Origin of the sequence: Micromonospora sp. NPDC049102 (genome assembly GCF_043197485.1) — a bacterium.
Taxonomy (GTDB): domain Bacteria; phylum Actinomycetota; class Actinomycetes; order Mycobacteriales; family Micromonosporaceae; genus Micromonospora.
The window spans coordinates 27,928-46,608 of record NZ_JBICTE010000031.1 but is presented as its reverse complement, the minus strand read 5'-3'; the positions used below and the strand labels follow the sequence as shown (position 1 = coordinate 46,608).

At 72.5% G+C, this 18,681-nt stretch carries 19 protein-coding genes; 14 read left to right on the top strand and 5 right to left on the bottom strand.

Annotated elements, in window-relative coordinates; genetic code table 11:
• The first annotated feature begins 62 nt into the window (after positions 1-62).
• The 4 genes from rfbA (at position 63) to ACGFH9_RS24830 (ending at position 3,250) form a co-directional block, all read left to right on the top strand.
• On the top strand, positions 63-941 hold the full coding sequence (gene rfbA, locus ACGFH9_RS24845; RefSeq protein WP_393223487.1) for a glucose-1-phosphate thymidylyltransferase RfbA: 879 nt from the start codon (positions 63-65) through the stop codon (positions 939-941).
• Positions 938-1,561: a dTDP-4-dehydrorhamnose 3,5-epimerase gene (rfbC, locus tag ACGFH9_RS24840; RefSeq protein WP_393223484.1), complete on the top strand. Its 624-nt coding sequence runs from the start codon at positions 938-940 to the stop codon at positions 1,559-1,561. The genes rfbA and rfbC overlap by 4 nt, the downstream gene beginning before the upstream one ends.
• Before the next feature lie 68 nt (positions 1,562-1,629).
• Positions 1,630-2,988: a Pup--protein ligase gene (gene pafA / locus ACGFH9_RS24835; protein ID WP_234581936.1), complete on the top strand. Its 1,359-nt coding sequence runs from the start codon at positions 1,630-1,632 to the stop codon at positions 2,986-2,988.
• Between the two features lie 67 nt (positions 2,989-3,055).
• Positions 3,056-3,250, top strand: a complete 195-nt coding sequence (locus tag ACGFH9_RS24830; protein WP_393223481.1) for a hypothetical protein — start codon at positions 3,056-3,058, stop codon at positions 3,248-3,250.
• A 234-nt stretch (positions 3,251-3,484) separates the two neighbouring features.
• Here the strand turns inward: ACGFH9_RS24830 and ACGFH9_RS24825 are convergent, their stop codons facing one another.
• Positions 3,485-5,290 (bottom strand): protein-arginine deiminase family protein, encoded by a 1,806-nt coding sequence (locus ACGFH9_RS24825; RefSeq protein ID WP_393223478.1) that lies wholly within the window; start codon positions 5,288-5,290, stop codon positions 3,485-3,487.
• Positions 5,291-5,524: 234 nt separating this feature from the next.
• Here ACGFH9_RS24825 and ACGFH9_RS24820 point away from each other — a divergent pair, with 234 nt between their 5' ends.
• Entirely contained in the window at positions 5,525-5,977 is a 453-nt protein-coding gene (locus ACGFH9_RS24820) for a cupin domain-containing protein (protein WP_393223476.1), read from the top strand.
• Positions 5,978-6,056: 79 nt separating this feature from the next.
• Here the strand turns inward: ACGFH9_RS24820 and ACGFH9_RS24815 are convergent, their stop codons facing one another.
• Together ACGFH9_RS24815 and ACGFH9_RS24810 are read right to left on the bottom strand one after the other, a co-directional pair.
• Positions 6,057-7,142 (bottom strand): DUF3866 family protein, encoded by a 1,086-nt coding sequence (locus ACGFH9_RS24815; RefSeq protein WP_393223473.1) that lies wholly within the window; start codon positions 7,140-7,142, stop codon positions 6,057-6,059.
• Positions 7,143-7,201: 59 nt separating this feature from the next.
• Positions 7,202-8,194 (bottom strand): cation diffusion facilitator family transporter, encoded by a 993-nt coding sequence (locus ACGFH9_RS24810; protein WP_393223471.1) that lies wholly within the window; start codon positions 8,192-8,194, stop codon positions 7,202-7,204.
• A gap of 119 nt (positions 8,195-8,313) precedes the next feature.
• Here ACGFH9_RS24810 and ACGFH9_RS24805 point away from each other — a divergent pair, with 119 nt between their 5' ends.
• The 6 genes from ACGFH9_RS24805 to ACGFH9_RS24780 all read left to right on the top strand — a co-directional run bounded on the left by ACGFH9_RS24805 (position 8,314) and on the right by ACGFH9_RS24780 (position 13,156).
• Positions 8,314-9,312, top strand: a complete 999-nt coding sequence (locus ACGFH9_RS24805) for a helix-turn-helix transcriptional regulator (protein WP_393223468.1) — start codon at positions 8,314-8,316, stop codon at positions 9,310-9,312.
• Complete coding sequence (locus tag ACGFH9_RS24800; protein ID WP_393223465.1) at positions 9,309-10,373, top strand: helix-turn-helix transcriptional regulator; 1,065 nt, start codon at positions 9,309-9,311, stop codon at positions 10,371-10,373. Before ACGFH9_RS24805 ends, ACGFH9_RS24800 begins: the two co-directional genes overlap by 4 nt.
• Before the next feature lie 10 nt (positions 10,374-10,383).
• Positions 10,384-10,629 (top strand): hypothetical protein, encoded by a 246-nt coding sequence (locus tag ACGFH9_RS24795; protein WP_393223463.1) that lies wholly within the window; start codon positions 10,384-10,386, stop codon positions 10,627-10,629.
• A gap of 158 nt (positions 10,630-10,787) precedes the next feature.
• Positions 10,788-11,102: a Sec-independent protein translocase subunit TatA gene (tatA, locus tag ACGFH9_RS24790; RefSeq protein WP_355233542.1), complete on the top strand. Its 315-nt coding sequence runs from the start codon at positions 10,788-10,790 to the stop codon at positions 11,100-11,102.
• Between the two features lie 18 nt (positions 11,103-11,120).
• Positions 11,121-12,074 carry a twin-arginine translocase subunit TatC gene (tatC, locus tag ACGFH9_RS24785; protein WP_393223460.1) on the top strand — a complete coding sequence of 318 codons (954 nt, stop codon included), beginning with the start codon at positions 11,121-11,123 and terminating at the stop codon, positions 12,072-12,074.
• 128 nt (positions 12,075-12,202) lie between these two features.
• Positions 12,203-13,156, top strand: coding sequence for a diacylglycerol kinase (locus ACGFH9_RS24780; RefSeq protein ID WP_393223584.1), 954 nt, complete (start codon positions 12,203-12,205; stop codon positions 13,154-13,156).
• Here the strand turns inward: ACGFH9_RS24780 and ACGFH9_RS24775 are convergent.
• Positions 13,119-14,030 (bottom strand): DMT family transporter, encoded by a 912-nt coding sequence (locus ACGFH9_RS24775; RefSeq protein ID WP_393223457.1) that lies wholly within the window; start codon positions 14,028-14,030, stop codon positions 13,119-13,121. The two genes, ACGFH9_RS24780 and ACGFH9_RS24775, sit on opposite strands and share 38 nt — an antisense overlap.
• 144 nt (positions 14,031-14,174) lie before the next feature.
• Here ACGFH9_RS24775 and ACGFH9_RS24770 point away from each other — a divergent pair, with 144 nt between their 5' ends.
• Entirely contained in the window at positions 14,175-14,471 is a 297-nt protein-coding gene (locus ACGFH9_RS24770) for a hypothetical protein (protein WP_393223455.1), read from the top strand.
• Entirely contained in the window at positions 14,468-14,866 is a 399-nt protein-coding gene (locus tag ACGFH9_RS24765; RefSeq protein WP_393223452.1) for a hypothetical protein, read from the top strand. Before ACGFH9_RS24770 ends, ACGFH9_RS24765 begins: the two co-directional genes overlap by 4 nt.
• A 1-nt stretch (position 14,867) precedes the next feature.
• Here the strand turns inward: ACGFH9_RS24765 and ACGFH9_RS24760 are convergent, their stop codons facing one another.
• Positions 14,868-15,638, bottom strand: a complete 771-nt coding sequence (locus ACGFH9_RS24760; protein WP_393223450.1) for an HAD family hydrolase — start codon at positions 15,636-15,638, stop codon at positions 14,868-14,870.
• Between the two features lie 86 nt (positions 15,639-15,724).
• Here ACGFH9_RS24760 and ACGFH9_RS24755 point away from each other — a divergent pair, with 86 nt between their 5' ends.
• A complete protein-coding gene (locus ACGFH9_RS24755; protein WP_393223447.1) occupies positions 15,725-18,526 on the top strand; it encodes a DEAD/DEAH box helicase in 2,802 nt (933 codons plus the stop codon).
• Positions 18,527-18,681: the final 155 nt, after the last annotated feature.

Here is an 18,681-nt window from a genome sequence, read left to right as displayed (position 1 = left end):
GTCGGCGGACGTGGGACGCGACCCCCACGCACGTTCCGTAGCCGTGCCGGTAGGCTTCGCCGGTGCGTGGAATCCTCCTTGCCGGCGGTACCGGATCCCGACTGTGGCCGATCACCCGCGCGGTGTCCAAGCAGCTGATGCCGGTCTTCGACAAACCGATGATCTATTATCCGCTCTCCACCCTGGTGATGTCCGGGGTCCGGGAGATCCTGGTGATCACGACACCGGAGGACCAGGACCAGTTCCGCCGGCTGCTCGGCGACGGCAGCCAGTTCGGGCTGCGGCTGGAGTACGTCGCCCAGGCGCGCCCGGAGGGCATCGCGCAGGCGTTCATCCTCGGCGCGGACTTCATCGGCGACGAGTCGGTGGCGCTGATCCTCGGCGACAACATCTTCCACGGCGTGGGGCTGGGACGGCAGCTCGCCGACCACGGTGACCTCGTCGGCGGCCGGGTCTTCGCCTACCAGGTCGCCAACCCCCAGGAGTACGGCGTGGTCGACTTCGACGCCGACGGCCGGGTGCTCTCGATCGAGGAGAAGCCGGCCCGGCCGAAGTCCCGCTACGCGGTGCCCGGCCTGTACTTTTACGACAATCGGGTGGTCGACATCGCCCGCAAGCTCACTCCGAGCGCTCGTGGCGAGCTGGAGATCACCGCCGTCAACGAGGTGTACCGGGAGACCGGCGAGCTGTCGGTGACGGTGCTCGATCGCGGCACCGCGTGGCTGGACACCGGCACGTTCACCTCGATGATGCAGGCCGCCGAGTTCGTCCGGGTGGTCGAGGAGCGGCAGGGCCTCAAGATCGGTTGTGTCGAGGAGGTGGCCTGGCGGGCCGGCCTGATCGACGACGACCAGCTGCGCGCGCTGGCCGCGCCGCTGACCAAGAGCGGGTACGGCGACTACCTGCTCGGCCTGCTGGACGGCAACGGGGTGTCCTGGTGAAGATCCGCGAGCTGAGCATCGAGGGCGCCTGGGAGATCAGCCCCCAGCAGCACGGCGACCCGCGCGGCATGTTCATGGAGTGGTACCGCTTCGACAAGCTGGCCGAGGCGGTGGGGCACCCGCTGCGCCTCGCCCAGGCCAACCTGTCGGTCTCCGCGCGCGGCGTGGTGCGCGGCATCCACTTCGCCGACGTACCGCCGGGGCAGGCCAAGTACGTGACCTGCGTGCGCGGCGCGGTCCTCGACGTGATCGTGGACCTGCGGCTCGGCTCGCCGACCTTCGGTCGCTGGGAGGGCGTCCGGCTGGACGACACCGACCGGCGGGCGGTCTATCTCAGCGAGGGGCTCGGGCACGGGTTCTGCGCGCTGACCGACGACGCGACGCTGAGCTACCTGTGCTCGGCCACGTACAACCCGACCGGCGAGCACGCCGTGCACCCGCTCGACGAGGAGCTGGGCATCGAGTGGCCCGCCGAGGTGCCGCTGCTGTCCGCGCGCGACGACGCCGCGCCGACCCTCGCGCAGGCCCGCGAGAGCGGCCTGCTGCCGGAGTACGACTCCTGCCGGCGGTTCGTGGCGAGCCTCGGCCCGGACGGAATGTCGCACTCGACCGGTATGTGACCGCCCCTCGGGCACGACCTGTGGTGTGACAGTGACGAACCGGGCCTCCGGGCGGCTAATGTCTCATCATGGAGCGGCGAATCTTCGGCCTCGAGACCGAGTACGGCGTCACCTGCACCTATCGCGGGCAGCGGCGGCTGTCCCCGGACGAGGTCGCGCGGTATCTGTTCCGGCGCGTCGTGTCCTGGGGTCGGTCGAGCAACGTGTTCCTGCGTAACGGGGCCCGTCTCTACCTGGACGTCGGGTCACACCCGGAGTACGCGACACCGGAGTGCGACTCGGTGACCGACCTGGTGGCCCACGACCGGGCCGGCGAGCGGATCCTGGAGGGGCTGCTCGTCGACGCGGAGAAGCGGCTGCACGACGAGGGCATCGCAGGTGAGATCTACCTGTTCAAGAACAACACCGACTCGGCCGGCAACTCGTACGGCTGCCACGAGAACTATCTGGTCTCCCGGCACGGGGAGTTCGGTCGGCTCGCCGACGTGCTCATCCCGTTCCTGGTGACCCGGCAGTTGATCTGCGGGGCCGGCAAGGTGCTGCAGACGCCGCGGGGCGCGGTCTACTGCCTGTCGCAGCGGGCCGAGCACATCTGGGAGGGCGTCTCCTCGGCGACGACCCGCAGCCGCCCGATCATCAACACGCGCGACGAGCCGCACGCCGACGCCGAGCGTTACCGGCGCCTGCACGTGATCGTCGGTGACTCGAACATGAACGAGGTCACCACGCTGCTCAAGGTCGGCACCGCCGACATCGTGCTGCGGATGATCGAGGCCGGTGTCGTCATGCGCGACCTGTCGCTGGAGAACCCGATCCGGGCCATCCGCGAGGTGTCGCACGACATCACCGGCCGCCGCAAGGTGCGCCTGGCCTCCGGCAAGGAGGTCAGCGCTCTGGACATCCAGCAGGAATACCTGGCCAAGGCCACCGAGTTCGTCGAGCGTCGTGGCGGCGACCAGGCCGCCAAGCGGGTCGTCGAGCTGTGGGGCCGGGTGCTCAACGCGGTCGAGAGCGGTGACCTCGAGCCGGTCTCGCGTGAGATCGACTGGGTCAGCAAACTGCGGCTGATCGAGCGCTACCAGCGCAAGCACGACCTGCCGCTGTCGCATCCCCGGGTGGCGCAGATGGACCTGGCCTACCACGATGTGCGCCGTGGTCGTGGCCTCTACGGGCTGTTGGAGCGCCGTGGCGAGGTGGACCGGGTCGCCACCGACCCGGAGATCTTCGAGGCCAAGGAGACCCCGCCGCAGACCACCCGGGCGCGCCTGCGCGGCGAGTTCATCCGGCACGCCCAGGAGAAGCGGCGCGATTTCACCGTCGACTGGGTGCACCTGAAGCTCAACGACCAGGCGCAGCGCACCGTCCTCTGCAAGGACCCCTTCCGCGCGTACGACGAGCGGGTGGAACGGCTGATCGCCAGCATGTGACGGGTGCGCCGGCCCCGGCGGCGGTGTCCACCGCCGGGGCCGGCGCACCCGGTAGGCTGAGCGCGCCATGACGACTTCCGGACCACCCGACCGCCCCGAGCGCGGCACCGAGCGGCAGAACTGGGTCGAACGCCGGCGGGAGAAGATCCGTGCCGAGATCGACCGCAACCGACGCGGTGAGTACACCGTGCCGACCTGGGTGCTGGCCGTGGCGCTGGTGGTCATCGTGGGTGGCTGGCTCGCTCTGATCTTCCTGTCCTGAGCCGGGTTGTCCCGGCCCGGTCAGCGCTGCGTGCCGTGCTCACCCTCTCCGCTGGCCTTGGTGGCCGTCGTGTCCGTGTCGATTGCCCAGTCGCCGTTGGCGGTCGTCCCGATGTGCTCGTGTTCTCTCATGGGTGCGACGCTACTGACCACTTGTCAGGAAGCTGTGAGGCTCCAATAGGGATCCGATGGTCGTTCGCCTCGCCCTGCGACGCGTCCCGACCTCGTGTGTCGGTCACGAGGTGAGGTAGTCCCGGAACGTGTTCGTGGAGCAGTGGATCTCGCCTTCGCCCACGTGCGCGGAGGTGAGATCGTCCGCGTAGCTGACCTGGTAGCCCACCGTCGCCAGCGCCTGGCTGGCGGCGGTCTCGAACACGTCGTGGCCGCCGAGCAGAGGGCCGTACGGTTTGGGCGCGACGTACCGGTTGCCGTTGACCACCAGCCCGTTGATCAGGTTGGGGGTCTCGCCGACGGCGTACCGCATGGCGTTGAGGGCGACGATCGCGTCGTCCTTCTCCGGTCCGTCGTCCATGCCGTCGATCGCGCTCTGTGCCAGCGCCCAGTCGAAGCTGCGGGCGGTGAACAGGACCGGAATCCGGACGATCCGGGACGCCGGCAGGCCCAGCGTGGCGATGTTCTGGTCGATCCGGCGGGCGGCGATGCGGTTGGTGTCGACGAACTGGTCGTCGGCGCGGAACTCGGCGACGGTGCGCTTGTCGATGCGCTCGTCGTAGGGCCACTCCAACGTCGGCAGGTTGCCGTGCAGCTTCTCCTTCTGCGGCACGCTGGCCAGCATCGTGAGGCCGGCGGCCGGGTCGGCGACGATCGCCTTCCATCCGCCGTCGACGGGCAGGAACTGGATGAACTCGTCGACGTGCCCGACGGTCAGCCAGCCGGTGTCCACCGTGACCACGTCCTGCGCGCCCTGCGCCCGAAAGAACGTCATGACCCGCGCCGAGGGCGTGCCACCCACCACGATCGTCCCGTTCGGGTGACCCGGCGTGGGCGGCATGGTCTCCAGGTTGCCCATCGAGTCGTACGTGTTGTCGTCGTCGCTGTCGGCCTGCGGCACGTCGGCGATGTGCACCACCGCCACGTCGCGTCCCCGCAGCTGCGTGTAGGCGGCGCGCGCGGCCTGCCGGTGCCGGTCGTTCACCGAGGGCACGAGCACCCGCATGCCGTGCCCGTCGACCTTCTGGTACGCCGGTTCGAACAGGTCCTGCGTCCAGCCGTCGTCGGCGGTCGCCAGGGTGGTCAGCGGTGCCACCTTGGCGATCTCGGCATGCCAGCCGCGAGCGTTCTCGTCATCGGATTCGGCGGCGAACACACGTTGCAGTCGTTGCGTGTTGAGCTGGGTGAGCACGGGTGCCGCCCGCAGACGTACCGCTCGGGTGGTGGCTGCGCCCGCGACGGTGACGGTCAGGGTGACCACCGCCGTGCCGTCCCAGTCGGCCCGGTCCCGCACGACGTCGGTGCCCTCCAGGCCCAGGTCGACGCCTCGGCGCAGCTCGGCGACCGTCAGGACGTCCGCCACCTCCCAGCGGGCGCGCTTCACGAACAGCCGCACTTTGCCGCTCGTCGTCACCTTCGCGGTGGCGGCGGCCGGCGCGTTCGACCAGGGCGTCACCCGCAACCGGAACAGGTCCCGCTCGTCTGCGGCACCGTTCACCACCGCGTCCGCGGCGTCGTTGCACGCGGCCAGCTGCCGGTCGGCGAGGTTCTGCTCCCACCGGTGCGACCGACGCAGGGCCAGGAAGTCCCTCTCGGCCTGCTCCTGGTCCGGTAGTTGGGCGAGGGCCTCCTTCTCGTCGCTGAAGCGCTGCTCGTTGGCCTCCTCGCGGGCCACCGCCTCGCTCGTGATCCGCTGGGCCGCCGACCGGCAGGCGTTCGCGTCGTCGTCGATGTTGGCCAGGAACATCCCGCCCGGAGTGGCCGCCTGGAGCTGGGCGCCGATGCTGTCCGCGGCCGAGGCCGGAACGGGCGCAACGGTCAGGGCGACGGCGGTCAGGCCGGCCACCGCCCACGTGGTGGATCGATTCATGGGCGTGGACGCTAACGACGACTTGTCAGGAACCGGTCAGCGTCCGGTTGGGAACTGTTCGTGGATCGCCTCGCCCGCCGAGCCGTCAGGCAAGCGGCCCGACGCCGGGACGCGGGCCGGCGTGGTCGGCGGTCCGCCGGACCGTCGTGCCGGCGTCCGTCGGTGACCCACCGGGGTCAGGGATGGCCCGGCCGGGTCGCGCCGTCGGGTATCCGTTGGCCGTCGCCGACGTGGGTGCTCCGCCCGCATCGGGTTCCGGCGCGGGCCCGTCCGCCCGCACTGCGCACCTCGAGCGGTCTCGGCCCACCCTGCGCCGGTGCGGGCAACTCCGCCCGCCGGTTGCTCGCCCAGAAGCCGCAGCGGTTCCCGGGCGGTCAGGTGCGCGTCGCCGACGTCACCCAGTTCGCCGCGGCCACCACGATCTGCGCCGCGCTGGTCGAGGTGGACCCGGGCGGGATGAGGAAGCTGCACTGGCATCCCAACGGCGACGAGTGGCAGTACTACCTCTCCGGCCACGGCCAGATGGGTGTGTTCGCCAGTAGCGGGGTGGCCGGCACCTTCGACATGCGCGTCGGCGTCGTCGGGTACGTGCCGTTCGCCTACGGCCACGACATCGAGAACCTCGGCACCGGCGCCCGCGTTGATCATGAAGTTGTTGCCACGACACGCCGAGGCGGCGCGCAATAACTTCATGATCAACGCGGAGCCCGGGGGTGGGGGGTGGGGCAGGGGGGTGGGGGCAGGGGGGAGGGGCAGGGGGAGGGGGTTAGGGGAGGTGGGTTGTGGTGTGGCGGCCGGCTGCTGCTGCTGCCAGGAAGTAGGCGTGGTCGGCGTCCAGGGCGCGGCCCATGGTGGACAGGGGGACGGGGCTGGCGCGCAACGCGGCGTCCAGGCCAGCCGTGGGCACCTGCACGATCCGGTGCCGGGCCGCCAGTGGGGCCAGGGCCGCGTCGACCTCGGCGGCCAGGGCCGGGTCCAGGCCGTCGGGCACCACCAGCTCCGCCGGGGCGAGCGCCACCCGGCCGTACGCGGTGAGGCTGTGGTGCGACACGCCGTTGTGCCGGGGGCGGGGGTCGGCGTCGGAGATGCGCAGCGAGCCGATCGGCCGCCCGCCGAGCGTGGCGATCGCGTTGACCGCCTCGCCGACGGCGACGCCGGAGAAGCCCCACCGGGTGCCCGTGCCCAGATTGCCGGGCCCCTGCGCCACGATGGCCACGTCGGCGCGCAGCACGTGCCGGGCGGCGAGCAGGCCGCCGTGCAGGGTCGTCGCTTCCAGGTCGCCGCCGAACGCCTGCCCAACCGAGATCGTCCCGGCCAGCTCGTCGCGTAGACCGGCGAGGGTGCGGGAGAACCAGGCCGGCAGCGCGCCACCGTCGGTGAGCAGGTACGCGACCCGCGCCTGCGGGGCGTCGACCCGGATGCCGGCCAGGATCGCCGGCAGCGCCGAGTGCAGGTCGGCGGTTACCACCGGCATGCCGCCCAGGTCGTCGGCGTCGGCCAGCACGGCGCGGTGCGGGGAGGCCTCCTCGTCCACGCCGAGCAGGATCGGCTGCAACGGCGTGTAGCGGGCCTTGACCAGGTGCCCGGCGTCGCGGGTGTCGGCGGCGTCCGGCGGGTCCGGGGGCAGCCGGTCCGGCAGCGCCACCACGAGGGCGTACCCGCCGGTGCCCAACCCCATCAGCAGCGCACCGGCGTTGAGCAGTACCCGGTCGCCGGGCTCGGGCGTGCCGACCAGCTCGGGATAGGCCAGCGCCCGCATGCGTGTGCCGTCGGGCAGGTCGACGTCGAGTTCCACCGCCCCGGTCCACTGCCGCCGCAGCGCCGCCACCGTCCCCGTACGCCATCGCACCATGACGGGCACGCTAGCCGCGCGGGCGCGGCGGACCGCGACCGGGTGCGACGCCGGCGTGATCAGGTGGGCTCGTCGCCGAGCGGCGCGGCCTGGGTGTGTCGGGCGTTGCCGGTGGCGCCCGGCTGCGAGCGGGTGGGGTCGAGGAACACGAAACGGATCTCCGGGTACCGCTCGGTGAGCCGCCGCTCGGCCTCGTCGGCGGTGGCCTCGATCTGCGCGCCGGTGGCCTCGTCACGGAAGTCGACCTTCGCGGCGACGAGGATGTCGTCCGGGCCGAGCTGCATGGTCAGCAGGGTGTCGATGCGTTCCACCTCGGGCAGTTCGGCCAGCTCCTGTTCGATCTCGTGGCGGAGTCGCTCCGGGACGGCCCGGCCGACCAGCAGCGACAGGTTGTTGCCGGCGAGGATCCCGGCGACCGTCAGCAGCAGCAGGCCGATCAGGATCGACGCGACGCCGTCCCACACCTCGTCGCCGGTGGCGTGCGACAGGCCGACGCCGAGCCCGGCCAGCACGAGGCCGATCAGGGCCGCGCTGTCCTCCAGGAAGACCGCCTTGACGGTGGTGTCGGCGGTGAGCCGTAGGAACCGTCGGGGGGTGGTCTGCCAGCGCTCGGATTCGCGGCGGACCTGCCGTACGGCCCGGGCCAGCGAGATCGACTCGATGACGAACGAGACCGCCAGCACGATGTACGACACGAGGTAGTCGCCGCTGTGCTCGTGCACGAGGATCGTGGTGACGCCGTGGGTGATGGCGAAGCCGGCACCGGCCACGAAGGTGAACATGGCGGCGAAGAACGCCCAGACGTAGGCCTCCTTGCCGTACCCGAAGGGGTGTCGCCTGTCGGCCGGGCGGGCCCCGCGGCGCAGCGCCTGGAACAGCAGCACCTCGGTGGTGGTGTCGGCGACCGAGTGGGCCGCCTCGGAGAGCATCGCGGCCGACCCGGAGATCAGGCCGGCGACCAGCTTGGCGACCGCGATGGCGAGGTTGGCCACGCCCGCGACGACCACGGTGCCGACGCTCTCGCTCTCGGTCTTCATCCCGGCTTGCGACATGAGGGCAACCCTATGGCCGTGGGCGGCGGCGCGCCGGGGAGGGTGCCCGATCCGAACAAGTGTGCGGCACGCCCGCGTGGGTGCACGTCCTGGGCGTGTCGGCTGCTAGCGTCTACCGCGTGTCGCGGACCCGCACCGAACGCCTGGTCAACCTGGTGATCTGCCTGCTGTCCACGCGACGGTTCCTGACCGCCGCGCAGATCGCCGCGACCGTGCCCGGCTACGAGCACGATCCCGACGACGCGCGTGACCACGAGGCGTTCCAGCGCAAGTTCGAGCGGGACAAGGCCGAGCTGCGCGAGCTGGGCGTCCCGCTGGAGACCGGCACGGCCAGCGTCTTCGACGCCGAGCCGGGTTACCGCATCGCCCACCGTGAGTACGCGCTGCCCGACATCCCTCTCGAACCGGACGAGGCCGCCGCCGTCGGCATCGCCGCCCGCCTGTGGCAGCACGCCGGGCTGGCCGCCGCGGCGTCGTCCGGGCTGGCCAAGCTGCGCGCCGCCGGGGTGGACGTGGACCCGCAGGCCACCCTCGGCCTGGAGCCGATGGTCACCGTCGACCCCGCGTTCGCGCCGCTGACCGCCGCCGCCCGGGACCGCCGCGAGGTCGGGTTCGACTACCGGGTACCCGACCGGGACGCCCCCAGCCGCCGCCGGCTCCAACCGTGGGGCGTGGTCTGCTGGCGGGGTCGGTGGTACGTGGTCGGTCACGACCTCGACCGGGACGCCACCCGCTGCTTCCGCCTGTCCCGGGTCGTCGGCGCGGTCCGGGTGACCGGTGCGCCCGGCGCCTACCAGCCGCCGGCCGGAGAAGACCTGATCAGCTACGTGGCCCGGTGGTCGGGGCCGGTGGAGCGCACCGGCCGGGCGACCGTGCTGGCCGCGCCGGGGCGGGCCGCCGGCCTGCGCCGCTGGGCGGTCGAGGTGACCGCCGGGCCGGACGGCGACCGGTTGGTCCTGCCGTACGCCGACCCGGACGGTCTGGCCGGCCACCTCGTCGGGTACGGCCCGGACGTGCGGGTGCTCGACCCGCCGGAGGTCCGCGAGGCCGTCATCCAGCGCCTCAAGGAGATCGCGGTCCGCCACGACGAGCTGGCGGTCTCGGGAGGTGCCCGGTGACCCGTCCGACCGCCCGTGGCGGTTCCAAGACCTCCGCCGACCGGTTGGCGCGCCTGCTCAACCTGGTGCCCTACCTGTTGGCCCGCCCTGGCATCGAGGTCGCCGAGGCGGCCGGTGACCTGGGCGTCACCGAGCGGCAACTCCGGGAGGACCTGGAGCTGCTGTGGGTGTGCGGGCTGCCCGGGTACGGCCCCGGCGACCTGATCGACATGGCCTTCGACGGTGATCGGGTGACCATCACCTACGACGCCGGTATCGACCGGCCGCTGCGGCTCACCCCCGACGAGGCCCTCGCGCTCGTGGTGGCGCTGCGGATGCTCGCCGAGACCCCCGGCGTCGCCAACCGCGAGGCCATCGAACGGGCTCTCGCCAAGATCGAGGATGCCGCCGGTGACCTGGTGGGCGCCCCGGTCGCGGTGCGGCTGCCCGGGGACAGCCGCCGGGTCGAGGCGCTGCGCGCCGCCGTGGAGGGCGGCCGGGCGCTGCGGATCACCTACTACACGGCGGCACGGGACGAGACCACCGAGCGCGTGGTCGACCCGCTGCGGATGCTGATGGTCGGCGGCCGGGCGTACGTGGAGGCGTGGTGCCGGCGCGCGGAGGCGGTCCGGCTGTTCCGCGCCGACCGGATCGACGCGATCACCGAGCTGGACGAGCCGGCCACCGTCCCGCCGCAGGCCGTCCCGCACGACCTCACCGAGGGCGTCTTCCGCCCCTCGCCCGACCTGCCGCTGATCACCCTGCGGATCGGGCGGGGCGAGCGGTGGATCACCGAGTACTACCCGTGCGAGCGGGTCGAGGCCGGCGACGGCGAGCAGTGGCTCGTCTCGCTGCGCGTGACCGACCTCGGGTGGGCGCGGCGCTTCGTGCTGGGCCTCGGCCCGGACGTCGCCGTGGTCGCCCCGGTCGAGCTGGCCGAGCAGGTCCGGGCGTCCGCGTCCGCCGCGCTCGACGCGTACGCGGTGCCCGCGCCGGTGACACGGCTGCCCGGCGGCGAACGGGCGTCCGCGGCAGCCGCCGTGCCGTCGGGCGATCCGGCGGTGGCCGGCCGCACCCAGTAGGCTGGCCGGCGTGCTGATCTGGATCGTGCTCGCCCTGGTGCTGCTCCCACTCGTGGCGCTCGCGCTGGCCGTGCGCCCGGTGCTGGCCCGGCTGCCCCGACTGCGCCGCGCCGGCGAGGCGTTGCAGCGCCGGGCCGGGGAGGCGGAGGCGCTGCGGGAGACCGCCGAGGCGTTGCAGCAGCGCGCTGAGGGCGTCCAGCGTCAGCTCGACACCGCCCAGCAGCGCCTTGAGCTGATCAAGGCCAAGCGCGGCTGACACTGGCGTCGGCCCGTGTGGTTGACGGATCATCGCGCGTTGGTCAAGACTTCACCGGCCGGGCCGGACCACCACCACCCGGCGGGTGGCATCCCACCGATCCGCACGTACGATGGGCTGCGTACCACCCCCCGGACACAGAGCGACTGGAGCTTCTCATGGGTGCCCTCAAGCCGTGGCACATCGCCGTTCTCGTGGTTGTGCTGATCCTGCTCTTCGGCGCGAAGCGGCTTCCCGACGCGGCCCGCTCGCTGGGTCGCTCGCTGCGGATCATCAAGGCCGAGACCAAGAGCCTGCAGGACGACGACCGCGACCTGGCCGAGAAGGCCGACGCGCAGGCCGGCTACCAGCCGCTGCCGCCGCACGCCGGTCAGCAGGCGCCGTACGCCGGGCAGCCGCAGCAGCCGCCGTACCAGCAGGCGCCGGCGCAGCAGCCGGTCGTCGACCCGGTGCACCGCGTCCGCGACAACTGACCGAAGGGCCCTGGCACCGTGGCCTTCGCCCTGCGTAAGCGTGGCCCGAGCGAGTTCGAGCGGGCCTCCGACGGCTCGATGACGCTCATCGAGCACGTCCGTGAGCTGCGTAATCGTCTCTTCCGTGCCTCGCTGGCGATCATGATCGGCTTCGGCTTCGGCATCTGGCTGGCCGAGCCGGTCCGGGTGCTGCTGTCGAAGCCGTACTGCGACCTGCCCGGGTCGGTCGACCCGGCGACCAACAAGTGCCTCTTCGTCCAGCTCGGTCCGGCCGACGTCTTCCTGCTGAACCTCAAGATCGGCCTGTGGGTGGGTCTGATCATCGCGGCGCCGATCTGGCTCTACCAGCTCTGGGCGTTCATCGCGCCCGGGCTGCACCGGCACGAGCGGCGCTACGCGTACGCGTTCACGGCCCTCGCCGCGCCGCTGTTCGCGGCCGGCGCGGTGTTGGCCTTCTTCGTCACCGCCAAGGGCCTCGAGTTCCTGATGAACGTGTCCGGCGACGACATCTCGACCACGCTGGAAGTCACCCGGTACATCTCCTTCGTCACCAACCTGATCCTGCTGTTCGGTGTGGCGTTCGAGTTCCCGCTGATCGTGCTGATGCTCAACTTCGTCGGCATGGCCAGCGCGAGGCGGCTGCTGAGCTGGTGGCGGGTGGCGATCTTCGTGTTCTTCGCGTTCTCCGCAGTGGTCACCCCCACCCCCGACCCGTTCGGGATGACCGCCCTGGCCGTCTGCCTCTCCGCGCTCTACTTCGGCGCGGTGGGCATCGCGTTCATCAACGACAGGCGGCGGGGTCGCGGCAAGGAGGTCTACGCCGGTCTCGACGACGACGAGGTCTCGCCGCTGGAGTTCGACACGGACCCGGTCGTGGCCGGGCAGCGGGTCGACGTGACCGCGCCGATCGGTGCTCCCGAGCCGATCGCGAAGCCGGCGCCGATCGAACGTCGCTACGACGACATGACCTGACGGCCCCGCGCCGTCCGTTCCGTCGACGCCGTTCCCGCTTCGCGGGGGCGGCGTCGTCGCGTATCGACCGGGTTGGCCGCCGGGAGCGCTACCAACGAAGGATGAACAACGTGTGTACGACGAGTACGGTGCTGGCCGTGACCGCGAAAGATCTTCGGCCCGGACCGGCGGAGGACGCCGTGTTGGCCGCTGGCCCGGTGGCCGTTCTCGCCAATCCGACCGCTGGTCGGGGGCGGCGTCGGGCCCTGTTGCCCCGTCTGCTGGACGGGCTGGCCGCCGCCGGTCGCCCGGTCCGGGTGCTGTCGGCGACCACTCCGGGCGAGGCGGAGGCGGCCTGTCGGGCGGCGGTCGCCGAGGGAGCGGGCGCGCTGGTCGCCATCGGCGGGGACGGCACCGTGCACCGGGCGCTGCAAGCCGTGGCCGGCACCGAGATCCCCTTCGGACCGGTGCCCGCCGGCACCGGCAACGACTTCGCGATCGACACCGGCTTCCCCGCCGATCCCGTCGCCGCCGTGGAGGTGATCGTCGAGGCGCTGCGCGCCGGCCGGAGCCGCGAGGTCGACCTGGCCCGGATGACCGGCGCCGACGGCACCGAACGCTGGTACGGGGCGGTCCTCGCGGCCGGCTTCGACGCGATCGTGAACGAGCGGGCGAACCGGATGCGGTGGCCGCGCGGCCCTCGCCGGTACGACCTGGCGATCCTCATCGAGATGGCCCGACTGAAGCCCCGGCCTTACTCGATCCGCCTCGACGGGGTGCTGCACGAGATGGACTCGGTGCTCGTGGCGGTGGGCAACTGCCCGTCGTACGGCGGTGGGATGCGGATCTGCCCCGACGCCGACCCGACCGACGGCCTACTCGACGTGGTGGTGGCCGGCCGGGCGGACCGGCGGACGATGATCCGGGTCAAGCCGCACATCTACCAGGGCACCCACGTCGAGCACCCGATCGTGAGCAGCTACCGGGCCCGTACGGTGGAGTTGGCCGCCGAGGGGATCGTCACGTACGCCGACGGGGAGCGCTCGCTCGGCCTGCCGGTGTCGATCACCGCGGTGCCCGGGGCTCTGCGGCTGCTGCGCTGACCCGTACCGCGCCGATGCTGGCGGCGATGACCAGCACGATGGCGACGCACTCGGCCACGGTCAGCGCCTGCCGCAGCACGAGCCAGCCGGCGAGGGTGGCCGCGGCCGGGCCGAGACTCATCAACACCGCGAACGTGGCGGTGGGCATCCGGCGCAGCGCCAGCAGTTCCAGGGTGTAGGGCAGGCCGGAGGCGAGCACCGCGAGGGCGGTGCCGAGCGCCAGCACGGGCGGGTCGAGCAGGACCGCGCCGCCGTCGGCGATGCCCAGCGGCAGGGTGACCAGTGCGGCGAGGGCGAGCGCGAGGGCCAGCCCGTCCGCGCCCGGGAACCGGCCGCCGACGCGGGCGCTGAGCACGATGTACGCGGCCCACATGGCGCCCGCGCCGAAGGCGAACGCCACGCCGGCCGGGTTGAGTCGGTCGAAGCCACCCTGCCCGAGCAGAGCCACCCCGGCCAGCGCGAGCCCCGCCCAGCACCAACTCGCCAGCCGGCGGGCGGTGAACACCGACAGTGCGAGGGGTCCGAGCACCTCCAGCGTCACCGTCGGTCCGAGCGGGATTCGTTCGATGGCCTGGTAGAACAGCGAGTTCATGCCGGCCAGGGCCAGCCCGAACGCGCCGACCGCGAGCCAGGCCGAGCGGTCGTGCCCGCGCAGGCAGGGCCGGCACACGACGAGCAGCAGCACCGCCGAGATCGTCAGGCGCAGGGTCACCGCGCCGGCCACCCCGGTGCGGGGGAAGAGCAGGGCGGCGACGGCGAAGCCGAACTGCACCGACAGCGCCCCGCCGAGCACCAGCGCTACGGGGACGACGCCACCGCGCCGTTCGGGTGGCGCGTCGGTCGGGGCCGACGTGGGCAGCAGGGTGTCCGTCACGGCCCTGACGCTAGGTGGTCGGCCCACCTGGCTCTCCGGGGGGTGCGCCCGACGAATGCGAGCCACTGTCGTCGCGGGCGCCCGAGCGCACGACACGACCGAAGGTGTTCGCCACTGCGGTGCTACCGGCGTACGGTCTCGGGTATGACCAGTGCGATGCGGAAGCTGTCCATCTCCGTCCCACCCGACGTGGCGGAGCGGCTGGAGCACGAGGTCAACGCCAGCGCCTACATCACCCAGGCCGTCCGGGACCGGATGCGTCTGGACGCCCTGGACGCTGAGCTGGCCCACCAGGGCATCCAGATCACCGAGCAGGGTGTGGCCGAGGCGCGTGCCCGCCGTGCCGCCGTCGAGGCCGACTGGTCGCCGGAGCGGCGGACCGCGCTGCGTGAGCGGGCACGCCAACACCTGCGGGACACCGCCGACCAGCCCGCCGCGTGAGTGCCGGGGACGACCGGCCGGTCCGGCTCGTGCTGGATCGGTCGGCGCTGCTGGCGTACCTGGCGGGGTCGGTGCATGTCGGGGAGCCTCTGCACGAGGTGATCCAGGACCGCAACCGGTTCGGTGTGACCGCCGTGACCGTGGCGGAGGCCCTGGCGATCGTCAGCGACCCGAAGGACCGGACGACCCTGCACCGGCTGCTGACCCTGGACGCCTGTGCGGTGCTCTCCACCGAAGGGCGCTCCTGGCATGAGCTCAGCTACTGGCGGACGCTGACGGGTCGGGTCGATCTCGCCACCACGGTGCTGGCCGTGCTCGACCATGACGCCTCGATCCTCACCGGGGAGGACCGGTACGGCGACGGCGAGCTGCCGGTGATCCGCATCCCGACCTGACTCAGGCCGGCAGCGCCAGGTCCAGCACCGCGCCGAGCCCGTTCTCGCGGCCCGGGTCGGCGGCCGGCAGCACCAGCACCGCGCAGCCGGCGGCCACCGCGCCGGCGTCGGCCGGCGTGTCGCCGACCATGAGCGTCTGCTCCGGATCGACGCCCAGCATGCCGCAGGCCCGCCAGAAGATCGCCGGGTCGGGCTTGCAGCGCCCCACCTCGTACGACAGCACGAACGCGTCGACGAGGTCGGTCAGCCCCCAGGCGTCGAAGTGCGGTCGCAGGTCGAAACCGATGTTGCTGACCACCGCCACCCGCACACCGGCGTCGCGTAGCGCGGTCAGCGTGGGGGCGGTGTCCGGGTACGGCAGCCAGCCCTCGGCCACGAGCAGCCGCTCGTACAGCGCGTCGGCGAAGCCCTCGATGCCCGTGTCCACGGTCTCGGCCAGCCCGGTGTACGCCCCCCGGTGCGCGTGCGGGTAGAGGTCCCGGTCGGCCCACAGCTCGGCGAGCCGGGGTGGAACCCGGGCCGGTAGTGGCCCGCCCGCACGGCCGGCGGTGAGCAGGCGGTCGGCCAGCGAGGTGGCCCGGACCGGGTCCAGGGTGACGCCGCACACCGCCGCGGCTTCCCGCACCCACTGCCGAGGCTCCTCCACCTGGGCGAGGGTGCCGTGGAAGTCGAAGAGCACCGCCTTGACGGGCCGTCGGGACGCCCGGGGTGCGGCGGCATCCTCGGCGTTGCCCGGCGGACTGGTCTGGGGCGGTTCGGCGTGGTCCGGCACGCCGTGCACCCTACCGACCCCCGCCGACGACCCCTCGGGACGGCCTTGTGGGGTGCACTGTCCCGGCACGCACTAATCTTGGTGCCATGTCGAGCCCCGCCGAGCGGTACGCCGCGGCGCGCCACCGGGCCGCGCAGGCCGCACAGTTTCCGGCGCTGGACGAGTTCGCCCTCGATCTGGGGTTCGACCTCGACGACTTCCAGCGCGAGGCGTGTCAGTCGTTGGAGCGGGGCAGCGGTGTGCTGGTGTGCGCCCCGACCGGCGCCGGCAAGACCGTGGTCGGCGAGTTCGCCGTACACCTGGCTCTGCGGGGGCGGCCCGACGACCCGGCTGCGGCCGACGACCCGGCGACGCCGACGACCCGGCGCAAGTGCTTCTACACGACGCCGATCAAGGCGCTGTCCAACCAGAAGTACCACGACCTGGTCGCCCGGTACGGGGTCGAGCAGGTCGGTCTGCTGACCGGCGACAACGCGATCAACGGCGACGCGCCGGTGGTGGTGATGACCACCGAGGTGCTGCGCAACATGCTCTACGCGGGTTCCAGCACCCTGCGGGGGCTCGCCTACGTGGTGATGGACGAGGTGCACTACCTCGCCGACCGCTTCCGTGGCGGCGTGTGGGAAGAGGTGATCATCCACCTGCCGGAGTCGGTCACCCTGGTCTCGCTGTCGGCGACGGTGTCGAACGCCGAGGAGTTCGCCGACTGGCTGGTCACCGTGCGCGGTGAGACCGCCGTGGTGGTCAGCGAGCACCGGCCGGTGCCCCTGTGGCAGCACATGCTGGTCGGCAAGCGGATGTTCGACCTGTTCCACGACGCCGACGCCGCCCGCAAGCACGACGTGCACCCGGAGCTGCTGCGCTACACCCGCGACACGATGCGCCGGCTGGAGTTGGGCGAGGGTCGCAGCGCCGGGCCGGGCGCCGGACGGCGTGGTCCCCGCTGGCGTGGTCCGATCCGGCCGGACATCGTCGACCGGCTGGACCGCGAGGGTCTGTTGCCGGCCATCCTGTTCATCTTCAGCCGCGCGGGCTGTGCCGCCGCCGTGCAGCAGTGCCTGGCCGCCGGGCTGCGGCTCACCTCGCCCGAGGAGCGCGCCGAGATCCGCCGGGTGGTCGAGTCCCGGGTCACCGCCATCCCCGGTGAGGACCTGACGGTGCTGGGCTACTGGGAGTGGCTCGACGGCCTGGAGCGCGGCCTCGCCGCCCACCACGCCGGCATGCTTCCGGTGTTCAAGGAGGTCGTCGAGGAGTTGTTCGTCCGGGGCCTGGTCAAGGCGGTCTTCGCCACCGAGACCCTGGCGCTCGGCATCAACATGCCGGCCCGCTGCGTGGTGCTGGAACGCCTGGTCAAGTACAACGGCGAGGCGCACGTCGACCTGACGCCGGGGGAATACACCCAGCTCACCGGCCGCGCCGGCCGACGGGGCATCGACGTCGAGGGGCACGCCGTGGTGGTGTGGTCCCCGGAGACCGACCCACGGCACGTGGCCGGGCTCGCCTCGACCCGCACCTATCCGCTGCGGTCCAGCTTCCGGCCGTCGTACAACATGGCGGTGAACCTGGTCGGCTCGGTCGGCGCGGAGCCCGCCCGGGCGCTGCTGGAGTCCTCGTTCGCCCAGTTCCAGGCCGACCGGTCGGTGGTCGGCCTGGCGCGGCAGGTGCAGCGCAACACCGAGACCATCGAGGCGTACGGCGCGGAGGCCGCCTGCCACCACGGCGACTTCGACGAGTACTTCGCGCTGCGGGTGGCGATCGCCGACCGGGAGAAGTCCATCGCCCGGCAGGGGCAGACCCAGCGCAAGGCCGCCGCCGTGGCGTCGCTGGAGCGCCTGCGGGTCGGCGACGTGATCCGCGTCCCGTCGGGCCGGCGCGCTGGCCTGGCGGTCGTGCTGGACCCGGCGACCGGCGGGTTCGGCGAACCCCGTCCGTTGGTGCTCACCCAGGACCGCTGGGCGGGACGGGTCAGCCCGGGCGACTTCACCACCCCGGCCGAGGTGTTGGCCCGCATCCGGGTCCCCAAGCACTTCAACCACCGCTCGCCGGGTGCCCGGCGGGATCTGGCCGCCGAGGTCAGCGGCACCGGCCTGGACCGGCACGGCGGTCGCCGCGGTGGCCGTTCCCGGCAGACGCCCGGCGAGGACCACCGGCTCAGCCAGCTCCGCACCGAACTGCGCAACCACCCCTGTCACGCCTGCCCGGAGCGGGAGGAGCACGCCCGCTGGGCGGAGCGCCGCCGCCGTCTGGAGCGCGACACCGAGGAGCTGCGCGAGCGGGTGTCCGGGCGTACCGGGTCGCTCGCGCGGACGTTCGACCGGATCGTCGCGCTGCTGACCGACCGTGGTTACCTCGCCCGCGACGGCGCGGTCACCGACGCCGGACGGATGCTCGGCCGGATCTGGACCGAGGCGGACCTGCTGGTCGCGGAGTGTCTGCGCCGACGCGTCTGGGACGGGCTGTCCCCGGCCGAGCTGGCCGCCGCGGTGTCCGTGGTGGTCTTCGAGGCGCGCCGCGACGTCGACGAGCGGGCGTCCCTGCCGCGCGGCCCGGTGGCCGACGCCGTGGACGAGACGCTGAAGCTGTGGGGCGAGATCGAGGCGGACGAGGCCGCGCGCGGGCTTGCGGCGACCCGGGAGCCGGATCTGGGCTTCGCCTGGCCGGTCTACCGGTGGGCGCGGGGTGAGGCTCTGGCCAAGGTGCTCGGCAGCGGGCACGAGATCGACGGCGAGATGCCCGCCGGTGATTTCGTCCGCTGGGCGCGGCAGGTCGTCGACCTGCTTGGTCAACTGTCCGACTCCGGTGGCGCGTCGCCGGAGCTGCGCTCCACGGCTCGACAGGCGATAGCGGCCATCAACCGAGGTGTGCTGGCGTACCACACCTCTGCCTGATAATCACTTTCGGTCAACGGCCTCGGCAAATCGACGCATCGTACGGTCACCACAATGGCACCCCGCGAATAGCCCGAGGGTGCTATTGCGCCTGCTCGGAGCACACCTGATCATTACCCCGGCGCCGTTCCTGCGCGCCGGTGACGAATGGGGAG